The organism is Cupriavidus sp. FW306-01-F10A, from assembly GCF_058782785.1.
The window spans coordinates 1-19,052 of sequence record NZ_JBYSYA010000033.1; the positions used below are offsets into that span (position 1 = coordinate 1).

7 protein-coding genes and 1 pseudogene are annotated in these 19,052 nt (G+C 59.5%); 3 read left to right on the forward strand and 5 right to left on the reverse strand.

The window, feature by feature from the left end:
* Both AC3WLF_RS28985 and AC3WLF_RS28990 read right to left on the reverse strand, forming a co-directional pair.
* Positions 1–364 (reverse strand): annotated as a pseudogene (locus AC3WLF_RS28985) (hypothetical protein); the annotation flags it as partial.
* Positions 365–898: 534 nt separating this feature from the next.
* A complete protein-coding gene (locus AC3WLF_RS28990) occupies positions 899–1,765 on the reverse strand; it encodes a BrxR family helix-turn-helix transcriptional regulator (RefSeq protein ID WP_492359160.1) in 867 nt (288 codons plus the stop codon).
* Positions 1,766–1,878: 113 nt separating this feature from the next.
* On the opposite strand from AC3WLF_RS28990, the gene AC3WLF_RS28995 reads away from it, so the two are divergent.
* The 3 genes from AC3WLF_RS28995 to AC3WLF_RS29005 are packed head-to-tail and all read left to right on the forward strand — an operon-like array spanning position 1,879 to position 5,145.
* A complete protein-coding gene (locus AC3WLF_RS28995) occupies positions 1,879–3,405 on the forward strand; it encodes an adenylate/guanylate cyclase domain-containing protein (RefSeq protein ID WP_492359161.1) in 1,527 nt (508 codons plus the stop codon).
* A 2-nt stretch (positions 3,406–3,407) separates the two neighbouring features.
* Entirely contained in the window at positions 3,408–4,208 is an 801-nt protein-coding gene (locus AC3WLF_RS29000) for an E2 domain-containing protein (RefSeq protein ID WP_492359162.1), read from the forward strand.
* A 25-nt stretch (positions 4,209–4,233) separates the two neighbouring features.
* Positions 4,234–5,145 (forward strand): TIR domain-containing protein, encoded by a 912-nt coding sequence (locus AC3WLF_RS29005; protein ID WP_492359163.1) that lies wholly within the window; start codon positions 4,234–4,236, stop codon positions 5,143–5,145.
* Between the two features lie 179 nt (positions 5,146–5,324).
* On the opposite strand, the gene AC3WLF_RS29010 is transcribed toward AC3WLF_RS29005, so the two are convergent.
* Genes AC3WLF_RS29010 through AC3WLF_RS29020 form a run of 3 tightly spaced genes read right to left on the reverse strand, consistent with a single transcriptional unit; the run spans position 5,325 to position 18,923 of the window.
* Entirely contained in the window at positions 5,325–6,545 is a 1,221-nt protein-coding gene (locus AC3WLF_RS29010; RefSeq protein ID WP_492359164.1) for a hypothetical protein, read from the reverse strand.
* Positions 6,542–15,775 carry an RNaseH domain-containing protein gene (locus AC3WLF_RS29015; protein ID WP_492359165.1) on the reverse strand — a complete coding sequence of 3,078 codons (9,234 nt, stop codon included), beginning with the start codon at positions 15,773–15,775 and terminating at the stop codon, positions 6,542–6,544. Before AC3WLF_RS29015 ends, AC3WLF_RS29010 begins: the two co-directional genes overlap by 4 nt.
* On the reverse strand, positions 15,753–18,923 hold the full coding sequence (locus tag AC3WLF_RS29020) for a hypothetical protein (protein WP_492359166.1): 3,171 nt from the start codon (positions 18,921–18,923) through the stop codon (positions 15,753–15,755). Before AC3WLF_RS29020 ends, AC3WLF_RS29015 begins: the two co-directional genes overlap by 23 nt.
* Positions 18,924–19,052 lie beyond the last annotated feature (129 nt).

A 19,052-nucleotide genomic window follows, 5' to 3' on the forward strand; every position in this document is an offset into this window, starting at 1 on the left:
ACCCGGCTTCGTCCGGCAGCGCGCCAGCGTCGGCGGGTGCCGGCGCGCCAGCGGCCAGCGGGGCCGCCATCAGGCGGCGCACGCCACGCAGCAGTTCGGCCTCAATGACCTGCTGGGTCAGGCGCGCCTGGCGCCGGTCGCGGCCGGTCTCGAGGTACCGCGCGCCCAGGTCGGCGAGGTCGAGCCCTTCGAGCACGCCGCGACAGAACGCGAAGTGGTGGGCGCCGAGATAGCGGGCCGGGGCGATGGGCTGGCCAGCGCCGCGCCGGCGGCGACCATGGGGCGCGTGGGGGACGGCGATTGCCTGGTCGAGCGGGGTCCCGGGTGCAGGCGGGTGGCGCGAAGACGCGGGGTCGGAAGCCATATGGGCCCTCCTTCGGCAGCGGCGATGCGAGCGGCGCATGCGGCGCTTGGCGGGTCAGTCGCAGAAACGCTTATGCAGATAGGTATTGATATCTCTATAGGCGGATTTGCTTGAATCTTCCAGGATTGCCCACGGTCCCCGAGGAGTCCGCTTGCCGTTATCTTGGGATAGGCTCGCGAAAGAATCTCGACGCGTTCCGCCTCGCACCAGGAGCGTCGCCGCAGGATCGGCGCCTCGCCGCATGGAGTGATCGCGGAATGCTGTGCCGCCCACGGTCACCGTCTCGCCGCAAACGTTATGACGGCCCGCGGCGACGAACGGCGCGCTGCCAGCGGTAGAGGTTGAGTTGTGCTGAGAGCGACCGCGAAATGCGCCGCTCTGCCGAAATAGCCACCCGCTTGGCCACGGCGTCTCAATGAACGCGCGCGATTCGCGCCTTGCTTTTTCCGGGCGGCCGTTTCGCATGCCTCGCCCAAAAAGCACGATGCTAGAGCCACGTCCTGCCCAGACATCACCGGATTCATGCAGCAACCATCAGTCTTTTGAACGAAGCGCGCGATCAAACGCGTCACGATTCAGCACCACCAGCTGGTTCTCTGCGGGGTCTGCCGTCGCCTCATCGAAATCCAACCGCAAGCGCCGGTTCAGGTAGTAGAGCAAAGCGCGTCGCACGCGCAGACATAGCCTGCCTTCCGACATCTCGAAATCCTCCGCCACCGCTTGCTGCTGACTTGCGCTGAGCTTCGGATTCGGCGCCAATTGCACCTCGACAACGTCCTGCCACGCCTTATCACCAGCCGGGTCCACCGCCGACTTATCTATCAATTGCATGGACTCGCACCGGGATAGGAGGAAATCTTTAAATCTCTCACTTTCGTGACAATACGCACGCATATGCCATCGCATGCCGTCGAAGCCAAGCGCATGGGGAGAAAGGTTGCGCCAGACGCGATCGGGCCGCGATGGATTCATGGACTGATAGAGGACGTTCACAACACAACGCCTTCGCAAGGCTGCCAAGAGTTGGCGTAGGACTTCCGCCTGGACGCGGCGGGTGGGAATGGGCATGACGTCGACCCGAGGGATATCGCCCATCCAAGTATCGACTAATCCCAAGTCACCTTCCGCGGTCGATCGAAGTTGTCCCAGGTAGCCCGCAGCGCTGGGGTGCAGGTACAGCGGAGTAAATTGCGCAGTGCTGACATAGCGCTTGTCACTGGCGTTGTATTCCAGATTTTTCGGCGCCAGGCGCTGGTACAGACTCAGGTCGCTCGATGCCTGCGGCACTGACACTCCGAACTTCTCCGTAAGGTCACTTCGGTTCACGCCGCCCTCCCAATACACCCGGAACTCGATGAACTCGAGACGGCGTTCGGTTCCCCAACGTATCTTATCCTGCACTTTTAATCCAGTATGGTTAGTTGATGGGTATAGTTATTTGACGGGCACTATTTCGCGACCCATAATGAAACTATACCCGTTATGGGGGACACTGAACACCTGAGGAGGAAGACGTGGCCAAGACTTGGAACTACGCTCGCGCCAAAGCGCACATCGACAATAAGATCGACGACGTCTCGAACGTCGTCATCAAGGATTACGGGCGCGACATGTCGCTCGAGAAGATTCCGACGAACACGGCTTACCGCGTCGACGGCGTGCACATGTACGCCGACATCGTCAACATGGACGCGATTCTGAATAATCGGGACGCAGAAGGCGTGGACTGCCACCGCCGGACCCTGCGGTTCCTTGACCTGCACTACCGCGCCGTGCGTCGTCTGCTCAATCGGGTAGACGTGCGTCGCGTCGACTTCCACAACCAGCGCCTCCACGCCCTGGTGACCAAGCCCTACAACACGGAGAACGCCGCCGAAAAGAAGCGGGTCCAGCGCGCCGTCGCCACCGCTCAATTGATGATTGACGTACTCGGGACAACCAGCGACAGCGATCATCTTGTCCCGCCGGCCGAGGTCCGTGTCGGCATCGACAGTGGGCGCTCCCTGGCGGTCAACAATGGCCGGAGCGGTTACCGCGAGCCACTCTTCCTTGGCGATCCGGCCAATCATGCAGCCAAGCTGGCGAGCAATGGAACCGCTATCGGCATCTATCTGACCAACGCAGCGCGCCGTGCGCTTGGTCTGTCCGAGGTGACCAATCCTGCCAGCAGCCCGCTTTCCCGCACCGACATTGCCGCCTGCCAGGAAGCCGCGGGCCTCGACGTGGACTGCGAGACGCTGGCGAAGGAATGGAAGGACGATCTGCAGAACAATCCCCTCGGGAGCTTCGAGTTCTCCCGCCAGACTCCGCCCTTTTGCGACATGGACATTGCGGCGTTGACGCCCGCCAATTCGCGCCGGCAAGAGGCCGTCAGCGTGTACGCTGACATCGACGGCTTCACGCGCTATGTCTCCGAGCACATTGACGATAATGCGGAAGACGTCATTCGCACCCTGCATGTCCTGCGCGCTGAACTCGAGCGTGTCGTGACGGCGGAGTTCAAAGGCCGACGAGTGCGTTTCATCGGCGACTGTGTCCATGCGCTGATCTGCGAAGGTACCGCCGCCGCCACCGACCCGGAACAGACGGTCACGATCACCACGCTGCTCGCCGGCGGGTTGCGCAGCAGTTTTGAGCTCGCGCTCGCCCAACTCAAAGCGCACGGGTATAGCGTTGGAACCCTTGGCCTCGCAATCGGTTTCGAATATGGACCGGTGGCCGTCACGCGGCTCGGGGTTAAAGGCGACCGCATTCGTTGCGCCATCAGCCGCAGTGTCCTCGTCTCCGAACAGCAGCAGCAACGTTGCCGGGGAACCGAAACGGCCATTGGTCCGGCCGCTCTCGGGGTCGGCAGCCACGCCGTTCGCAAGCTGTTCGGCAAGGACGCGAAGATCGCCGGACTGGACTACAACGAGGCAGCGTCTGCGCTCGCGGATGACGGCGATGCTACCGCCAGTGCATCCAGGAATGCCGCCTACGAACACGCCCCGGCCGTGCGCAGCGCTGCTTCGGCGACCATCCGTCCCCACGCGCAAGCCTGAGCATGTCCGGGCAAACGGTTGGGCTCCTGACATCGGTGGCCGCACAGTTTCGCGCGGCGACCGAAGTACTCGCCGAGGGCCAGGTGCGACTTCGCGTGCCGCTTGAACATATCGACGGCTTTGTCGAGCACTACACGCTCGTGGCAAAGGCTTCCGGCGCCCAGGTCGCCGTGCGGGAGGAGATCCCCACAAACCTCCCCTCATGCTGTCCGGAACGCCATATCAACGGCGACGGGACCTTCTGCCTCGCCTGGCAGGAGGTCGACAATCTCTGGGTGACAGATGACGCCACGGCAGTCGTCTGGTGGGAGACGCTCTTGAAATTTCTCCTGGAGCAACGGCGCGCGGCGCGTAAACGTCGCTGGCCGACACCGCATGGACGCGCTCACGGGAGCGCAGCGCGGTTCCAGTTGCAAGCGCAGCAGGCCGCGCAAGCGCTGCGGCTTGTTCCCGCGGGGCAACTCGTCGAGGCAGCCGGACTGCGCATTGAGCGGATTCGCGCGCACAACACAGGACGTGGTGAGACGCTGCGCCTATTTCGCGGGAGCCACTACCTGTATTCCGTGTGGGTTCGGACAGGAGCACTGACAAACGGCAGGCGGCGCTGCTGCTGTGGCGGATCTGGCTTGCGTCGCCCGCGTCGCTACCGCGCGTGCGGCGACCATGCCACCCACGCTTCGACCCTGGCCCTGGCCCTGTTGAACTGGCAGCGCGAAGAGCAGAACTTTTGGCAGGCGTTACAAGGCTCGCAATGCTGCGGAACATGTGATGGCTGTCCGCTTTCGAGCCAGAACGCAGATTGAAAGAACAACAATACTGGAGTTATCGATGAAAGAACGATTCGAAGGTCCGCAAGGACGCCGCCTCCTGGTGGACGCGCTGCGCGAACAGCAGATTGTCGCCGGCAATGGCGACCTCGCCGCGGCCATGGCCGACGTCGTAGAGTTGATCGACTATGAGCCCGGGCACGTGCTCATTGAGCAATGGGCGGGGGACAATGACATGTATCTCATCCTCTCGGGCAATCTCGATGTCGTGATCAACGGCAAGACCATTTCCCATCGCACTGCTGGCACCCACGTCGGCGAGATGGCAGCGGTCGAACCGACGCAGGTGCGCTCGGCGACAGTGCTAGCCACGACGCCTGGCATTGCCGCCAGGCTCTCGGAAGCCCATCTGAGCGAACTGGGCCAGCAGTACCCGGAACTCTGGCGCTGGATCGCGAAGGTGCTCTCCCGCCGTCTGTTGCAGCGCAACCGCTTTGTCTCCGATGCGCGTGAGAAGATCCGCGTGTTCATCATCTCGTCCAAGGAGTCTCTGGCGATTGGCCAAGCCATTCAGAACGCCTTCGAGCATGACGGATTTTCCGTATGCCTCTGGACGAATGACGTTTTCCGGGCTTCGCAGTATCCGATCGATTCCCTGGAGGCCGAATTGGATGCTGCAGACTTTGCGGTCGCGATTGTCCAGCCAGACGACATGCTGAAGATCCGGGGCGAAGACAAGCACGTGCCGCGCGACAATGTCGTCTTCGAACTCGGCTTCTTTATGGGGCGGCTGGGGCGGCTGCGAGCCATCCTGCTGGAGCCGCGCGGTGACGACGTCAAGCTCCCGAGTGACCTCACGGGTATCACCACGATTCCCTACCGCTACGCGCCCGGACGCGAACTGGCCGCGGCTATGGCGCCCGCGTGCAATCGGCTCCGCGACCATATCAAGGAGCTCGGTCCGGTATCCTAAGCCTTACCTCGCTCGCTGAGCAATGTGGGGGAACTCGCATGAAGGCGAGCTCCCATCTGGCGTGCCGGCGTTGCGCCGCCGCGGACGAGCGCTTCCCGATTCAACGCAAATTGTCACAAGGGCTGCGCGGTGCGCCGGCAGCCCTCTCGTCCCCTGTCGCATCAGCCCTGCGAGAACTGTTAGGCCACACGACGCATAGCGCTCGCCCGTGGAGCCGTCACTAGCAACGCATCCATTGACGATATTAGGTCGAGCACATCGGCCATCAAAGGTGGCCGCAAATGGGCAAGTTCGTCACGGACCTTCTTGGCGCGCAGACAAATCATGAAGGCCAGCTGAGAGCGCTCGTCGAGAGGAATCACGAGGCCCCCATAGCGCTCCATCGCCACAATATTGTTGTATTCGACATGCTCGCGCTCGATTACGAAGGTCCTTTCGTTCATCCGGCGCGTTAGCTGGCCGCCAGTCGCTTCCTGCAGGAGATCCAGGGGCCGACTGAGCACAGCCATAACGGCGCTCCGACGCTCTTCCAACCACGGCGTCAGCGCCTTCACACAGGCACGCCAGCACCGTTGCCGCAGCGACGCCTCCATCATTTGTCGTTTCGGCCCTTCATGATGAGCAAGATACCACTCTCGCAATGGATGCACGCAAGTGCGCTCGCCCTCCTTCCGGATGGTACCGTCGGCCCAACCGTCCCGGGACCAGCGCAACGGATCAGCTTCGAGAAGTTGCCCGAGGTTGTTTGGCAAACTATAGATTTCCTCATCGCCCATGCTGATCAATTGCTCTGCGAGCTGCACGTCGTAGCCGGCATACTCGCAAATCAATGCCGTCCGCAAAGTGGTACTGCCCGGTCCTGCGTTGTCGATGGTTCTGATGCCAACGTACGCCTGCATCTCTGCGGGCGACAGCCCCCCGTCGAATACTAGGACTTGTACGCCTCCGCTTGCCCCATCTTCTTGCATAGAGCCGTCACGAATACCGAACAGCAGACGCACATTCCCGCCAGAATCGGGAAGCGCCCTGAAGAAATCCAAAAAATAGCGCTCGCAGCGCTGCGCAGCGCGCTCTCCCTGCGGTCGCAACATCACCGCAGCATTCTCGCTGGCGACGTACTGCGCCAGTTGTGACGCTGTCATAACGCCAACGCCAAACTGTAGTGCGATCTCGGCTTCCAGGTGTGTGTCGTCATTGACATTGAGATTAACCCGCTTCTCAATGTGCGCGCTTTCCAGCGCATCGTTGACGTGGTCCCACAGCCCGACCACGTCGCGTTTGGGAAGGCTTAAAGCAATGGCACGTGCATCACGGACACTCGCGGCGAGGCGCCGTACAAAGCCACTCGGCCCTGGCAAGCTCCAATACAGCGAGGAGGCAAAGGAAGGGGATCTGCTCATGCTGTTTTCCCCTCGAGCAGTTGGCGATACAACATCGGCACCGTCCATGTGTTGCCAGACTCCTGCAGTAATCCCATCCAGCATAGGAAGCGGAACATGCCCTCGCTCACGCCGGCGTCCTCGCGCACGTCATCGACCAAGGTCGTATGACGCTCTGCGCCGTCGACAGCCGCCAAGAACGTCTCAATCCGACTGCGCTGTTGAGCGTCAACGTGCTCGGGCATCCCGATCTTCGAGTAGAACATCCCGAAATCAGGGGCGAGGTTCCTCCGAGCCGCCTCGACAGCGCTCTGTGCACTGGCAACGGTCAACCGGCTATTGCAAAGTCCGACAATTTGGTCGCCGAAACCACAGGTTGCCTCAAGAATGCACTGTCGCGCATTCGAATTCTCGGCCACAGCAACGTTCTCGTTCAGGTGGAAATAGAGCGCGTCGTCGCTCCAACCACGGATCGGCTCGATCCGCCATTTCCTTCCGGCCATCTTTCCCGCGCCCGGCAACGCGCCATCGGAAATCGCCTGCGCGATTTCAAAGGCCTTATCTGGTAGGGCGAGCAGCGCAAGACGAACGCAGCGCTTTCTGCCGGAACGCGGCGCATGATGCTGATGCTCCCGGAATGCCATCGCCGCATACTCGTCGATTTCGCTAAGCTTCCACGAATGGGGGCCCACGGCCACGATCCGCCCCTGGGAGGGGCCCGATACTCTTCGTTCTGCATTCAGGTAGTTCGAGGCTGCTCTCGGATTGGCAAACTTCATCACCTGATAGATACCATCTTGCCCGACGCGCCATTCCCCGCCCGACAGCGCCAGGTTGTTGATACCACTGAGATTGTTGCCAACCAGAATCAGCAGTTCCTCGTCGCTGGGTTCGACGTTCGCGCGCAGCCATGCGGCGGGCATCGGAAATACCGCCTGCTGCTTCTCATGCGACATGTGAAGCCGCCGCTCACCATGAGTTCTCGCTTCGGCAGGCTTCTCCCGCGAAAGTTCATCCAGCTGATACATCACCCGATCCCGATCTCCCATCAGCATCGCGATGTTCGGGTTTCGCAGCACAAAGCGCGTTCCGACACGCTCGACGACGTTCAGCTTCTGCATCTCGTCAAGCAACGCTTCATAGGTGCCCAGCCCGGTCTTCGCAAAGTGCGGAAGCTCGTACCCTTCGCAGCTATCCTTGATGGTTCCGACGGTCATACCGCGATCGCCACCGTGATCAACGTCGCTGTAGTAGTTGTCAGCCAGGATCAGCGCGATGGCCTTGTAGCGCTTATCGAGGTTCAGGTTAAGCTCGAACTTGCGCTGCATATCCGCCAGTAGGTCACCGTTCGTCTCGACGGCATTCAGGTCATCACTGGTGATGTAAGTCGGGGGGCACCGCTCTTGTCGCTTGTTGTAAAGCGCGTCAAGCAGCTTATTACAGTACATCTGGATGAACGCCGGATAGAAGTTGCACACCGACAGAATGCGAAGCGGCAAATCTTCCGCAGCACTGTCAAAGTAGAAGCCAAGTGCCGCAAGCGGCCTCGTGATGAGCTGAATGCCCCGACGAATATCATCAGAGCTGCTGAATGGCTCCAACGCAATGACATCGGCCTTGCCGAGAGCCGAGTTCTCCTCCGTCGTCATGCGAGTGATGTTGTGCAGTCCCGCAATCACGTATCGCATCGAGCAGGCATCTTTGAGACGTTCACAAAGCTGCTGTAATCCACGTACGAAACTCGGTGCCTTCGTCGTCAGATGCAATTCACGCCCCATGAGGGCATCGGCTTCGTCGATCAAAAGGTAGCAGGATTTCACCTGCCGAGCGACGACTTCCTTCTCAATCCATTCCTGAACGATCTCCCATTTCGTGATGTCGTCGGACATGTCGCCCACGATGCCACGAGCGACCATCGCCTTATAGACAGTCTTCCAGGCGAAGAGGACATGGTCCTCGACGGTCGAAGCGTTGTCCATCTGAATGAACACGGCTTCATGTCCTGCGCGCAGACGCATCTCTCGGGTAATCTGATCCAGCAGCGAAGTCTTCCCTAGGCGCCGGCCGCCATAAAGTACGCCGGCGCTGGCGACCGCTCGCAGCTTCTGCAACTCCTTCTGCCGACCCACAAACATCTCGGGAGGCACGGCAGTTCCGTAGTCCGCGTAGGGATTTGTCGTGAAAGTCAGGAGTGCGATCTCCATCATGCGACGAAGACGCGTGTCCGGGTGGACAGCCATGTAGGCAACCAAATCGTCGTCGACTAACAGGACGGGAGCCTCCCTGCAGATCTTCAGACGCCGCTCCAGTGGCAGCGACAGGTGCGCAAAGATCAGCGTCGGCGTGGAACCGGCATCGCTGACGAGAGAGCGCAGATCAGCGTCCCGTGGCCTGCCATGCCAGTGATAGCCCTGCAGGTGATTGGCGAGCGAACCGAGCACGGGCGGAATGAACAAATCGTCGGCGTTCTCGAATGCGAAGGTCCGATCGGGCAACACGAAAAGAGCGCGTGAGGCATTTGCAGCACTATCCGGGATCACGGTGGGCGGCTGAGTGATGCCTGCCTTCCCCATGAACATCGCCAACGCGTCCTCCGAGAACGATTTCGCATGGCCCAGATCGATCCAGCACTGAAGGAAGTCTGCAGCATCGGCCCTCCCCTCGGCCGTCAGGCCAGTCAACCACGCCGGGTCGGCTTCCATTGGGGCGCCACGCAGCCGGTCAAGCAACCCGTCCAGGAAAGGCTTGTGGCCGTGAAGTTTCTTCGCATTGGCGACGAACTCCATGTACGCCTGGGGCACGTAGCCGTCATTCGCAGATTGCGGAAGGAAGCCATCGCGTCGCAAGACCGCAAACAAGTCGTAGGCCGTGTGCAGGCCTGCGGCACTGTTTGAGGCCAGCATGCCGCGGATCCGCTCGATGTCCTTGAGTTCGCCGCTGCCTTCTGCTTCGAACGCACTCAGCGTGCGCAGCAATTCCGCCTTTGTTTCACTAAGCCGATTGTCGAGGACCTGGAGCACATGCGTTCTGAGCGCCGCTCGGGCATGAGGGAAATCCGGGTAGGCTGAGGGCCCATTCGGCTTACCGATGTCTGCCTGCTTGGCGGCCTCGATTTCCGAGATGATATGCTGCATCCGGTTCGCTTCGTTCTTGTCGAGCGCCGACAACGCCATGGCATGTACCACACGCTGACGCGCCTCGTGCAGGTTGCCCTCCAACTCCGCCCGCGCGCGACTATAGGACTTCGCCAGGTGCAGATCCGGCCCGAAGCTGCTATGCAAGCTCGATTCAATGCTGTAGACGGGAAGAAAACGCCCCATGTTCACGTGGTTGTGCGCGGCGTCTCGCAACGCCGCGAGGAGACCCGCTTCCGATATCTTGTCGTCAACATCGAGTATTTCACGCGCCAAGCGGCTCGTTTCTTCGAGCACCTCCAAAGGTTCACATACCGGTGGCACTAAGTCAGACTCGCCATCACTGCGACGGCGCATCGACGGCATGAAATGATGGTCCATAGGCAGTTGAATCAGAAACAACTGCTGAGTGTCAGGCACCCCAACCGCTGGCCGCCGCTCGTCGTACAAATGCAGGACGAGATCCATCATTGTCCGACCGATCAGCAGGTAGACCGCATCGAGGGGATTTCGCTCACTCACCGATCGGACTTCCTCGATCGCTGCATTGAGATTTCGATGCAGGGAATCAAAGTACGCTTGCAGCGTCGGGCCAAGTTCGTGCTCCGAGTTGTTGCGTTGCTCTATCAATGACAAGTAAGTCTTGATGAATTCCCTGGTCGCCGTGATGTTGTCGATTATCCGCGAACGATACAATCCGTCGAGCTTGCTACGGTCATTCAGCTGTCGTGCCAACTCATCCAGCACGGAAGAGGGCTTCTCCATCCGTTTCTGGATCAGGGCAAATGACGACCTGACGCGTTCGTTGTCGCCGTTGGCGATATGTGCCAGACATTGCCCGATCGGGTTACGGCTCTTGAGCATCTCATCGTGCATCACCTTGAAGCCACGATGCGACCAGTTGGAGAAGATGTCCGGATCGTTGCCCCAATCGCTGGCGCGCTCCTGCATACGGACAATCTCGGACTCGAGCGCGCGCATAGATCCCACCCGCGATGCGCGGAATTTCTCTCTTGTGAGCGTCAAACCGTGGGTATCAATATTGCCAATCTGGCTAGCTAGGGTGCTCAGTGCTGGACTGCTACCAAATCTTGACTGGACGACGTCAACCACCGTCCAGCGGGTCCCCGTTCCCGGCCCTTCGAACAACATTGGAACGAGACTGGCTCCAAGAATGCCGATTGCAAGTGGCAGGGGCTGGCAGACATCGTCGTCAAGCTTCTCCGGAAAGGAAAGAAGCAGATCGACCAAAGCTTGGTTCGCCCGCGCCTCGGTACCGAATCGGCTTTCGAACAGGTCCAACGCACGCAATGCAGCCTCGAGAACAGTGCCATGCACACGTGCAAACTCGCTAGTCAGCACTTGCCCCATTGCTTCGACGTGAACCCGGGCCAGTGCATACCTGCGCTTCTCGACCAGACTAAGCAGTACCTTGCAAGTGGCTTCGACATCGACGCTTTGTCCCACGGCTTCGGCGGCTGCGTTGGCGTGTTGATGACCATCGATGGACAGGATGTCAATGTCTTCCAGCACTGCAACCTGCTCGCCTCTCGCATCGGCCGCCAGTTCCATCCGTTGCACTTCGGCGACCGCGCTCGCAGCGACCGCTGCAATGACTTGTTCTGCCTCAGCCGCCGCAGCAGCCACCGCCGACGGCTCGGTCGTGCTCTCGAGGTCAGCGTCTGCCGGTATGGACATACTCAGCGTGCCACCGTCGGCCTCCATGATTTCCCCCTCAGGTGACACGGACTCGGTCTGGAAATCAATCGATAAGGCTTCTACCGGCGCATCGCCCTCCTCCGGTGAAGTCCGCTCTGCACCGGATTCCTCAACGCCAAAAACCACGCACTCCCGAATGATTTCCGAGAGGGTCTGCACGCCGTCAGTCAGCACCTGCAACAGTGCAGCCTCCTCGCGGTTGCGCTCAGCACGCTGGGCAAGCGTCGTCGCAGGTCGCTCGGACAGCGATCGCAGCGAAGCCTGCGATTGCAGGAGCTCGGAAAAGGCTGCATCGACACGATCAAGTGACGCCTCCGCACCATCAAGCCATTCTTCCTGTACCTCGCGGACCTTGACCGAGCCGATGCCTATTTCGGTTGCAGTAGAAATTCTGTGCGCGAGCTCGCTCGCTCGACTGCTTACTTGCTCGATTCTGTGCTTTATGGTTTGCTGTGCCACTGCCAACTGTGCGCGCGCTTCCACCGCCTTCTCATGCATGCCTCGCAGCTCACTCACCTTGTCTTCGAGTTTCCCAAAGGCTTCTTCGAAGCCTTCCATCTCAAGTTCGAGAATATCGACCAGGGCCTTGATTTCTTGCTTGAGCGTCATGAACGGATCGAAAGTCGCTTCGATTAAGCGGATCTCTGAAGACGGGATGTCCAACAGGGAGGGCGTCTGAGCCTCCAACGTGGGCTCATCGACCGCGGGCGGTGAGCTGAAGCGGGGCTGGCGGGCAATTCGAATAGGTATGAACTGCCGGCCGACGTCCTTCCTCTGATCAAGCGCACGCTGGCAAGCGTCGGCACAATCAATGTAATACTGCAACGCTTCCTCGGTCAGCGGGCCAATCGCCTCGGTTGAGATGCGCTGTAGCACAGAAGATGCGAAGCCGTGGCCAGGCAATTGTGTGACGAAGAACACTAGCCATGCAAGCCTCGCATCGTCTTTCCGCTTCACGATCCAATCTGTAACTGATTGAATGTCGGTGACCTTGAATCGAACTGGACGCCGCTCGCCTGCCTGTTCGAAGTAGGACTGAACGATTTCCCGTACTTTGGGGAAAATGATCTCATTGCTGAAGAGCCACGGCGAATCGACGGTAAAAGCCGCCTGGGGTGTAGTCATTCGCCCTTCAAGCCATGATTGAATGCCGTCGGTGCCCGGCATGCGTTCAGTGCGTTTCACCCACCCGAAATTTCGCTGTGAACTCCAGAAGCGTTCCAGCGATCGCTTCTTGAGGTCGACCACGCCAAGCAAGCCCCTCTGCCTAGCAAAGCCTGGTAAATCGACTTTTACTGTGACGTCGCGCTGAATCATTGCGCCGTACAGCCTTTGAACTTTGGATTCTGTATCGGTGTACAGCACGGGCATCTTCACACGCTGTGCTTTGCCCAAGGTGCTTTCCGGGTCCACATCGACTTTCGGCGCGCTATGCTCGACATGAGTCGTGCTATGCCCCTCCCCTGTTGTACTCACATCGCTTGCATCGGCCTCCCCGCGCACCTCGTCCAACACGGAGCCAATCACCACCTGCGCTAGCAGATTCTCCGGGACCCTCGGATGGCCCGGGAGGTCGTCCGCCTCACGGCTTTCAGCATCGTTGTCGTCGTCTTCGTCAGACGCATGACGAATGACGAAGTCGTCGATCTTACGTTTGAAAAAGAGCGGTGCTGGCAGCCCGGTCCAATCGTTGTAATGCGCATAGCCGAGCCGCAATCCCATCACCGCGATGGCGACATCGGTTGGGTGAAGTTCGGTCGGGCAATGCATGACCGTGACTTCCATGGGGGCCGGAATCGACGCTTCCTTTGTCGCCGGCGGGAGGGTATCCAGCCGAAACATGTTCGCCTCGGAATCCTTCAGCTTGCACATTCGCGGCATGGCCCGGTAGCACGATAGGCCGCGCTTCGTCTGGGCCGTATTGGAATACCCCATTGCCACGAGAAAGTGCGCGTACTGGCGACCTGCCTGGGAGTCATCTCCGGAAATCTCTACAAGACTTTTCCCTGTGGTCGGGTACTCTTCGATATAGCTTTCGCCGGTCGCTTCACGAGAGCTCCCGTTCTTCCATCCTTCATAGGAGGCGCGAGTCATGCTGCGGAGCGCCAGCGTGTCGCCTGTCTTCCGTAGGCGCACGAAAGTCATCTTAGGAAACGCCGCCGCAAGGTCAAGTCCGTCAAGCGTCGGCGGCGCCCCCTCCCGAAGATCGGCGTCTCGAATTCCCGGCCACAGTCCCGCCACAGTTGACCAGTCGATCATGAGGAAAGCTCGTGGATCGTCCTGACCAATGCCGGCAATAACGTCGCGCATCACGTCTTTGAATGACGCTCGCAGCCACGGCTCGTCTCCCTGCATCTGGCGCTGACTGCCAAGCCAGCGCAAACCCTCTAACAGGGGCATCCAGGCAGTGCGCTTTTGGCCGCCCCCCAACTTGTAGATGTATTGGACCTCGGTAATTCCGGTCTCGGTCACCAGGCGGGTAACGATGATAAAGCTTACGCTCCGCTCCCCGGTGAAGGTTCTGGCTTTCGAACGCATCGCCTGAACACCGTAGATCGCCTGTGGGGAAGCTTCCAGGAAACGATCTTCGATGAACGCCTTCACGCCAAAGACCAATCCCGAGTGCGCTAGAAAAACATCGAGCAAGGCGCTCTGGACCCGGTGTACGAAGCTCTGCTCGCCATCGGCTCCAGCAATGGGCAGTACGTGATGTACGTTGGCCTTGCCCATCCGGCACATGGTGTGCAAGCCAGCATAGTAGTTGACCTGATCCTCGGCGCGGCGGTTTTCTTGATCTGGCGCACAGATCAGGACGAAACGGGGGGCCGCGCGGCTGCCCACAGCTTCCGCGGCACGCTCCCACGCTGTCACTCGTGCGGAGAATCGCGTTCGCGCGGGCGATTGGCTCTCCGGAAGGTTTTCCCTGAGCCCGTGCGTATTGGGGGGCAAGAGTTCCGGCACCACTTCAACGGCTTCACCAAACAGTGCCGCAGCGACCTTCCTAATGAGTTCCTGCTCACGCACGGTGTCGCAGAAGGACCAAAGCACTGGCTTTGCATCGCCGTGCACCATCTTCAACGCGGCAATGTTTTGCTCTCGGTGCAGTGCCAACTTGGCGTTGGGATCATCGACCGAGTCCTCGTCTGCCTCCTCTTCAGGAACCCTCTCCTCATTTTCCAGTTCCAGCGACAGGCCCGCCACGCCACCCGTAACGCCAACGTCGGAAAGCTTGAGCATCGCGATGCCAGTCTTTCCGCGCCTGCCGGTTACCCGGCAAGGCTTGCTAGGCACGCCCCCATCCAGTAATGGACCAAGTAAGGTATCAACCTGCTTGAGCAGGTCAACGTCATCGGATTCAAAGACCGTACGCATAGCCAGCGAGTCGTAGAGCCTCGATGTCTGAGGCAGACCGACCCACCAATCCGGCATCTCGTCTTCGAACCGTTGCGAGACGGCGTCTGCCAGCCGCGCTGGGACAGCATCGCCGGATTCCATCCGGATGGCCGAATAGGCATCGCTGAACTCCCAGCCGTCCTTCGAACGCTCCACACGGATCGTGGTTGTCGGTCGACCTGAACCCAGCACATAGGCCGACGCGGTCCTTGGTGCATTCGGCTTCTTCCCTGGCAGTTTGCTTGCCCACACCCGGCGAGACGCATTGACATTTAGGTACAGATCGGCGCTGTACGGCACAGTGACGACGCCTAGCCTGGCAATCATTGAGAAGAATTCGCCGTTACTACCCTTCTGCGGCGGCGTCATCAAGTCCAGAGAATTGGTCATGTAGTCAGGATCGACGACCATTTCGCAAGGGTGCATGCCAGGGAAAAGCTTCTGTCCCGCCAGGCGCTCAGCCAGTTCGCGAACGATTAGCGAGTAGTCCGGGCCCCGCGCATTCCGAAGTGGGCGGCTGGCTTGTACCATCTCGATAGACGTACCATGAATGCTTCTACGGACTCGCTCCGCAGCCTCTTCGCACCGGTTCTTCGCGGCCCATTGCATCAGAACATCGACACACCAGCGCTTGATGAGCGACACGATCTTGCCGCGCACCCGCTCAAGCTCTTCACTGTCAAACGGCGGATACATCTCGATGGCGTGCGAACCACCCCGTGATGGAATCAATCCGAAGTCCCGTTCGAGAGAGATCATGCCGCTCACGCCTGCTATCAGCGCTGCGCGTAGAGAGGCAATCGGCAAGTTTAGCTTCTTGTCGCCGTTTGCCACCGACTGCAAGTCGGCAAGCGCCCTGCCCAACTCGCCAATGAACCGGACTTTCATTGTGACGACATCGCCAGCAAGCCATTCTCGGCTGATTCGTCTGCCGACGATTAATGGATCGCGAACCGTCTTTCCGCGCCGCGTCCAAACGATGTCATTGTCGAACAGGTGATTCATCGGCGACCTCAAGGTTTTCGATACTGCTGAGTGGTATATAAAATGATTGATAGAGGCTCTCGTAGCACTCTCGAATTGATGGTTCCTGATGGCGCAAGCATTCTTTGAGAATGGATTGCATCATGACCAGCATCGACGTCTTTGCGCTATCTGCTTCACCACGGGCCGAGCTCGGTGCCCAAGCTGAATCAACAAAATAGACAAAGGCGGGACAATCACCTCGCATGGCGCGACCGATGGTCTGCAGGATGATGATCATCTGATCAGCGACGAACGGCCGGGCATACTCGCCCAATGCATGCGCGGCCAACGGCAGCCGGAGGAGATATTCGATAGTTGAGGCGGTTTCCCTTTTGGCCTTCTTGAACGCGTTTAGTGCTTCAGGGGTCGATACAAAGCGCTTCTTGTCGAACATTTCGGACTGGCGACCTACCAGCCCCTGGATCAATTGCAAGCTATCTCCACGCGGGTGCGGACGCGTAAGGAAGAACAGCGAACCAAGCATGGCCTTGTTGAGCCGTGCTCCGAATTGATAGACGATGTTCACGCCTCGCCCAATTGCGTTCATCGGAAAAATCAGGAGTTCCCATTCCTGATCCTTGCCGAGGTTCTCGATCTCCGATGCTGTCAGCGCATTTGGATGTACCGTACCGCTGTGATTGGCGCGCACGAGATATCTGACTCGTCGACGCCAGGCCGGGAAGTTGGCGGATATGTGCTCGTAGAGGAGCATACACTGCTCGTAGCTATTGACTACAAAGGCCGCCTTCCGGCCGAGGCCATCGACGACATCGTTGCTCCGAAGCGCGGACTCCACTTCGGAGAGGTGGCCTCCTCGTAGCAGTTGGTCCGCCATGGCCTTAAGCACCCGCTCGCGATCCGATAGCCGAGACCCACTAAACTTGAGAGAGCGACTTGCATCCTGCGGATCTTTCAGCGGCAGAAAACGATATCGAGAAGCCTCCCACCCTTTGCCCGCATTGGGGCGCTGCAACACGTAGTCCGGCCCGATAGTCACGTGAAAGCTTGGGCTGTGTACGAGCATCGAGGTTGCGCTCGTAAGGAGCACTGCAGGCTCGCTACCAACCTCGCGACCCAGCGCGACAAGGCGATGAAACAACAACCTCGGCGTGCCGGTAAATGAGACCTGCGCAATGTCAACGTTCCCCTCTTCGCTCACCGTGTAGCGCACGCCACTGAGTCGACCCGCCAAAGACTCCGGCAGGATTGCCAGTTGGTCCTTTGAAAGACGCGATTCGAACACCCCGTCGCTGACGAGTCCTTCCGAATTCATGAGCCGCAGATGGGGAGCGAGACCAAAATGCTGCAGCACCAGAAGGGAGACTGTCGTCAGCAACGATGTGTAGCTGAAAAAAATTTCGTCGCTATGTGGCGACTGCAAGGTGGGGATTGCCTTCAGGGCTTTGGCGATTTCCCGAATAGCGCTTTCATGTCCGTCCCTGTCCCATATGTCGAGTCCGTCGCGCAATTGCTCATAGAGGCCAAGAGTCTTCTCATCACTCATGCCGAGCAAGATTGCCGCCTGCGCAAGATCGCGGTCATGGGCGATGTCCCCTTCTACCTCATCGTCTTCATCCTCCTGAACAGCGTGTCGAAAAGCGACATGCTTCGCCGCCGCATCCCAGACCCGCTCCAATCCATTACGGGCGTCACGCTGCCGAGAATCCTCCTCATCAGAGTCTCCATCATAAGCGTACATATCGGCAATGAGCGACAGCGAAGTCAGCAGCAGATTGGCATTCCGGTCCCGGAACTTGCGATCGAGATGCATGATACGAGCGGTAAGCCGCTCCGTGGCACGTCCGAACCGGCCGGTCATTTCAAGCAAGTAGGGAACGCTAACACCGGCCACAAAGGCATTTCTGCCGCGAGCTGCTTTGCCATGCAGGTCGTGGATCAACGTATCCCAGACCGAATCAGAGTCGCCGGACAACTTCGTCGTAGGCGTCCCGCGTGCATCGAGCGCACTCTGAGCTCCATCACATTCGTCCACGACGATCAGATCGAACGTTCGGGCAATAAATTCGAAATGCCGCAAGCGCGTGTCCGTGTATAGCCTCGACACTGAACGGTCCATGGACAGCACGTGACCCGCCCAAATATTCGCGGAGATCAGCGCCCGTTCCGAATACTGCCGGCCACAGACGGATGATAATGCGCACTGATGCGGGCGTGACACTCCTCCGTTCGCCGGCCGCTGCATTAGTCCAGTGCATGGCGGGGTCGCATGGGGAAATGGCTCTTCTTCTTCGCTTGCATAGCCGCCAAGAGCACAAGTCGTCGCAAAGAAGGCTGCGCCGGCACGACTCACTCCGTATCCGCGACTCTCCGCCGACAATGCAGCGGAAAAGTTCAGTACGTGTCTGTTCCGTGTTGTATCCCCTTGTCCAGAGAGCAGCCCGACGCTTACATCGTACAATGCGAGCCTTTCCAGGAAGCCTGTTGCTACCTCGATCGACGGGAAGAGAAAGCAGACGCGCTTGCCTCGCTCCGCAAGGCAAGCAGCCAGCAGATATAGCAACGTTGTCTTACCCGCTCCGGGCAGGCCAATGAGATGTTTGACATCGACAAGGTCGAGTCCTTCCGATCGCACGAGTCCGGCCGGGCTCGCCTTCCATAGCACGGCCGTGGCGTCTCCCCTGCTGTCATGCAGGCGGCCGTGCCACAGGCGCTCCCCAGGCCGCTGGCGGCCGCGTAGCTCGTCGATATGATCGAATTTCTCTGCCTGGGAGATTAGCTCTGACCACGGTAGAAATCCGGGGGCGTGTCCGACCTTCGCAAGATCGTAGCGATCTGGAGGCAGAGGTGTGAAATCCAGAGCCTCGACATAGCCCTCGTAGCGACCAAACAGACTCTTCACATCGGCCCCTTGCGTCGGGTCATGCAAATGTGCCGGCGCCACCATCCGCAAGGGCAGATCCTCTGATAGACAATGGCTCGCCTCGATCACGTCGTCCGGCACGATGCTCGTCCAGCGGGCGCGAAACGAAAGATCATCGTCGACGATAAATCGCGCCGAAATTTCCCGTGGTCCTCGATCGCGGTGGGGCTCACCGCGCTCCCGTTCGATCCTCGCGTGGTGAGCGCGATAGCTCTCCACCATCAATCGCAGCTCACGTAGGGTCACCGGTGCAATTCCAGCCACACGCAGATTGCGCAGCGCTCCGCTGACCCTCGGCTCCAAGCATGCAACGATAGAATCGAAGCCACTGAGCAAGCTGGGGAAATCTCGCAAGCTGGTGTGGCCAAGGAATTC

Excerpts from the sequence above, each read along its gene's own strand:
- AC3WLF_RS29000 (WP_492359162.1), top strand. The coding sequence starts at position 3,408 with ATGTCCGGGCAAACGGTTGGGCTCCTGACATCGGTGGCCGCACAGTTT.
- AC3WLF_RS29015 (WP_492359165.1), bottom strand. The coding sequence starts at position 15,775 with ATGAATCACCTGTTCGACAATGACATCGTTTGGACGCGGCGCGGAAAG.
- AC3WLF_RS29010 (WP_492359164.1), bottom strand. The coding sequence starts at position 6,545 with ATGAGCAGATCCCCTTCCTTTGCCTCCTCGCTGTATTGGAGCTTGCCA.
- AC3WLF_RS29005 (WP_492359163.1), top strand. The coding sequence starts at position 4,234 with ATGAAAGAACGATTCGAAGGTCCGCAAGGACGCCGCCTCCTGGTGGAC.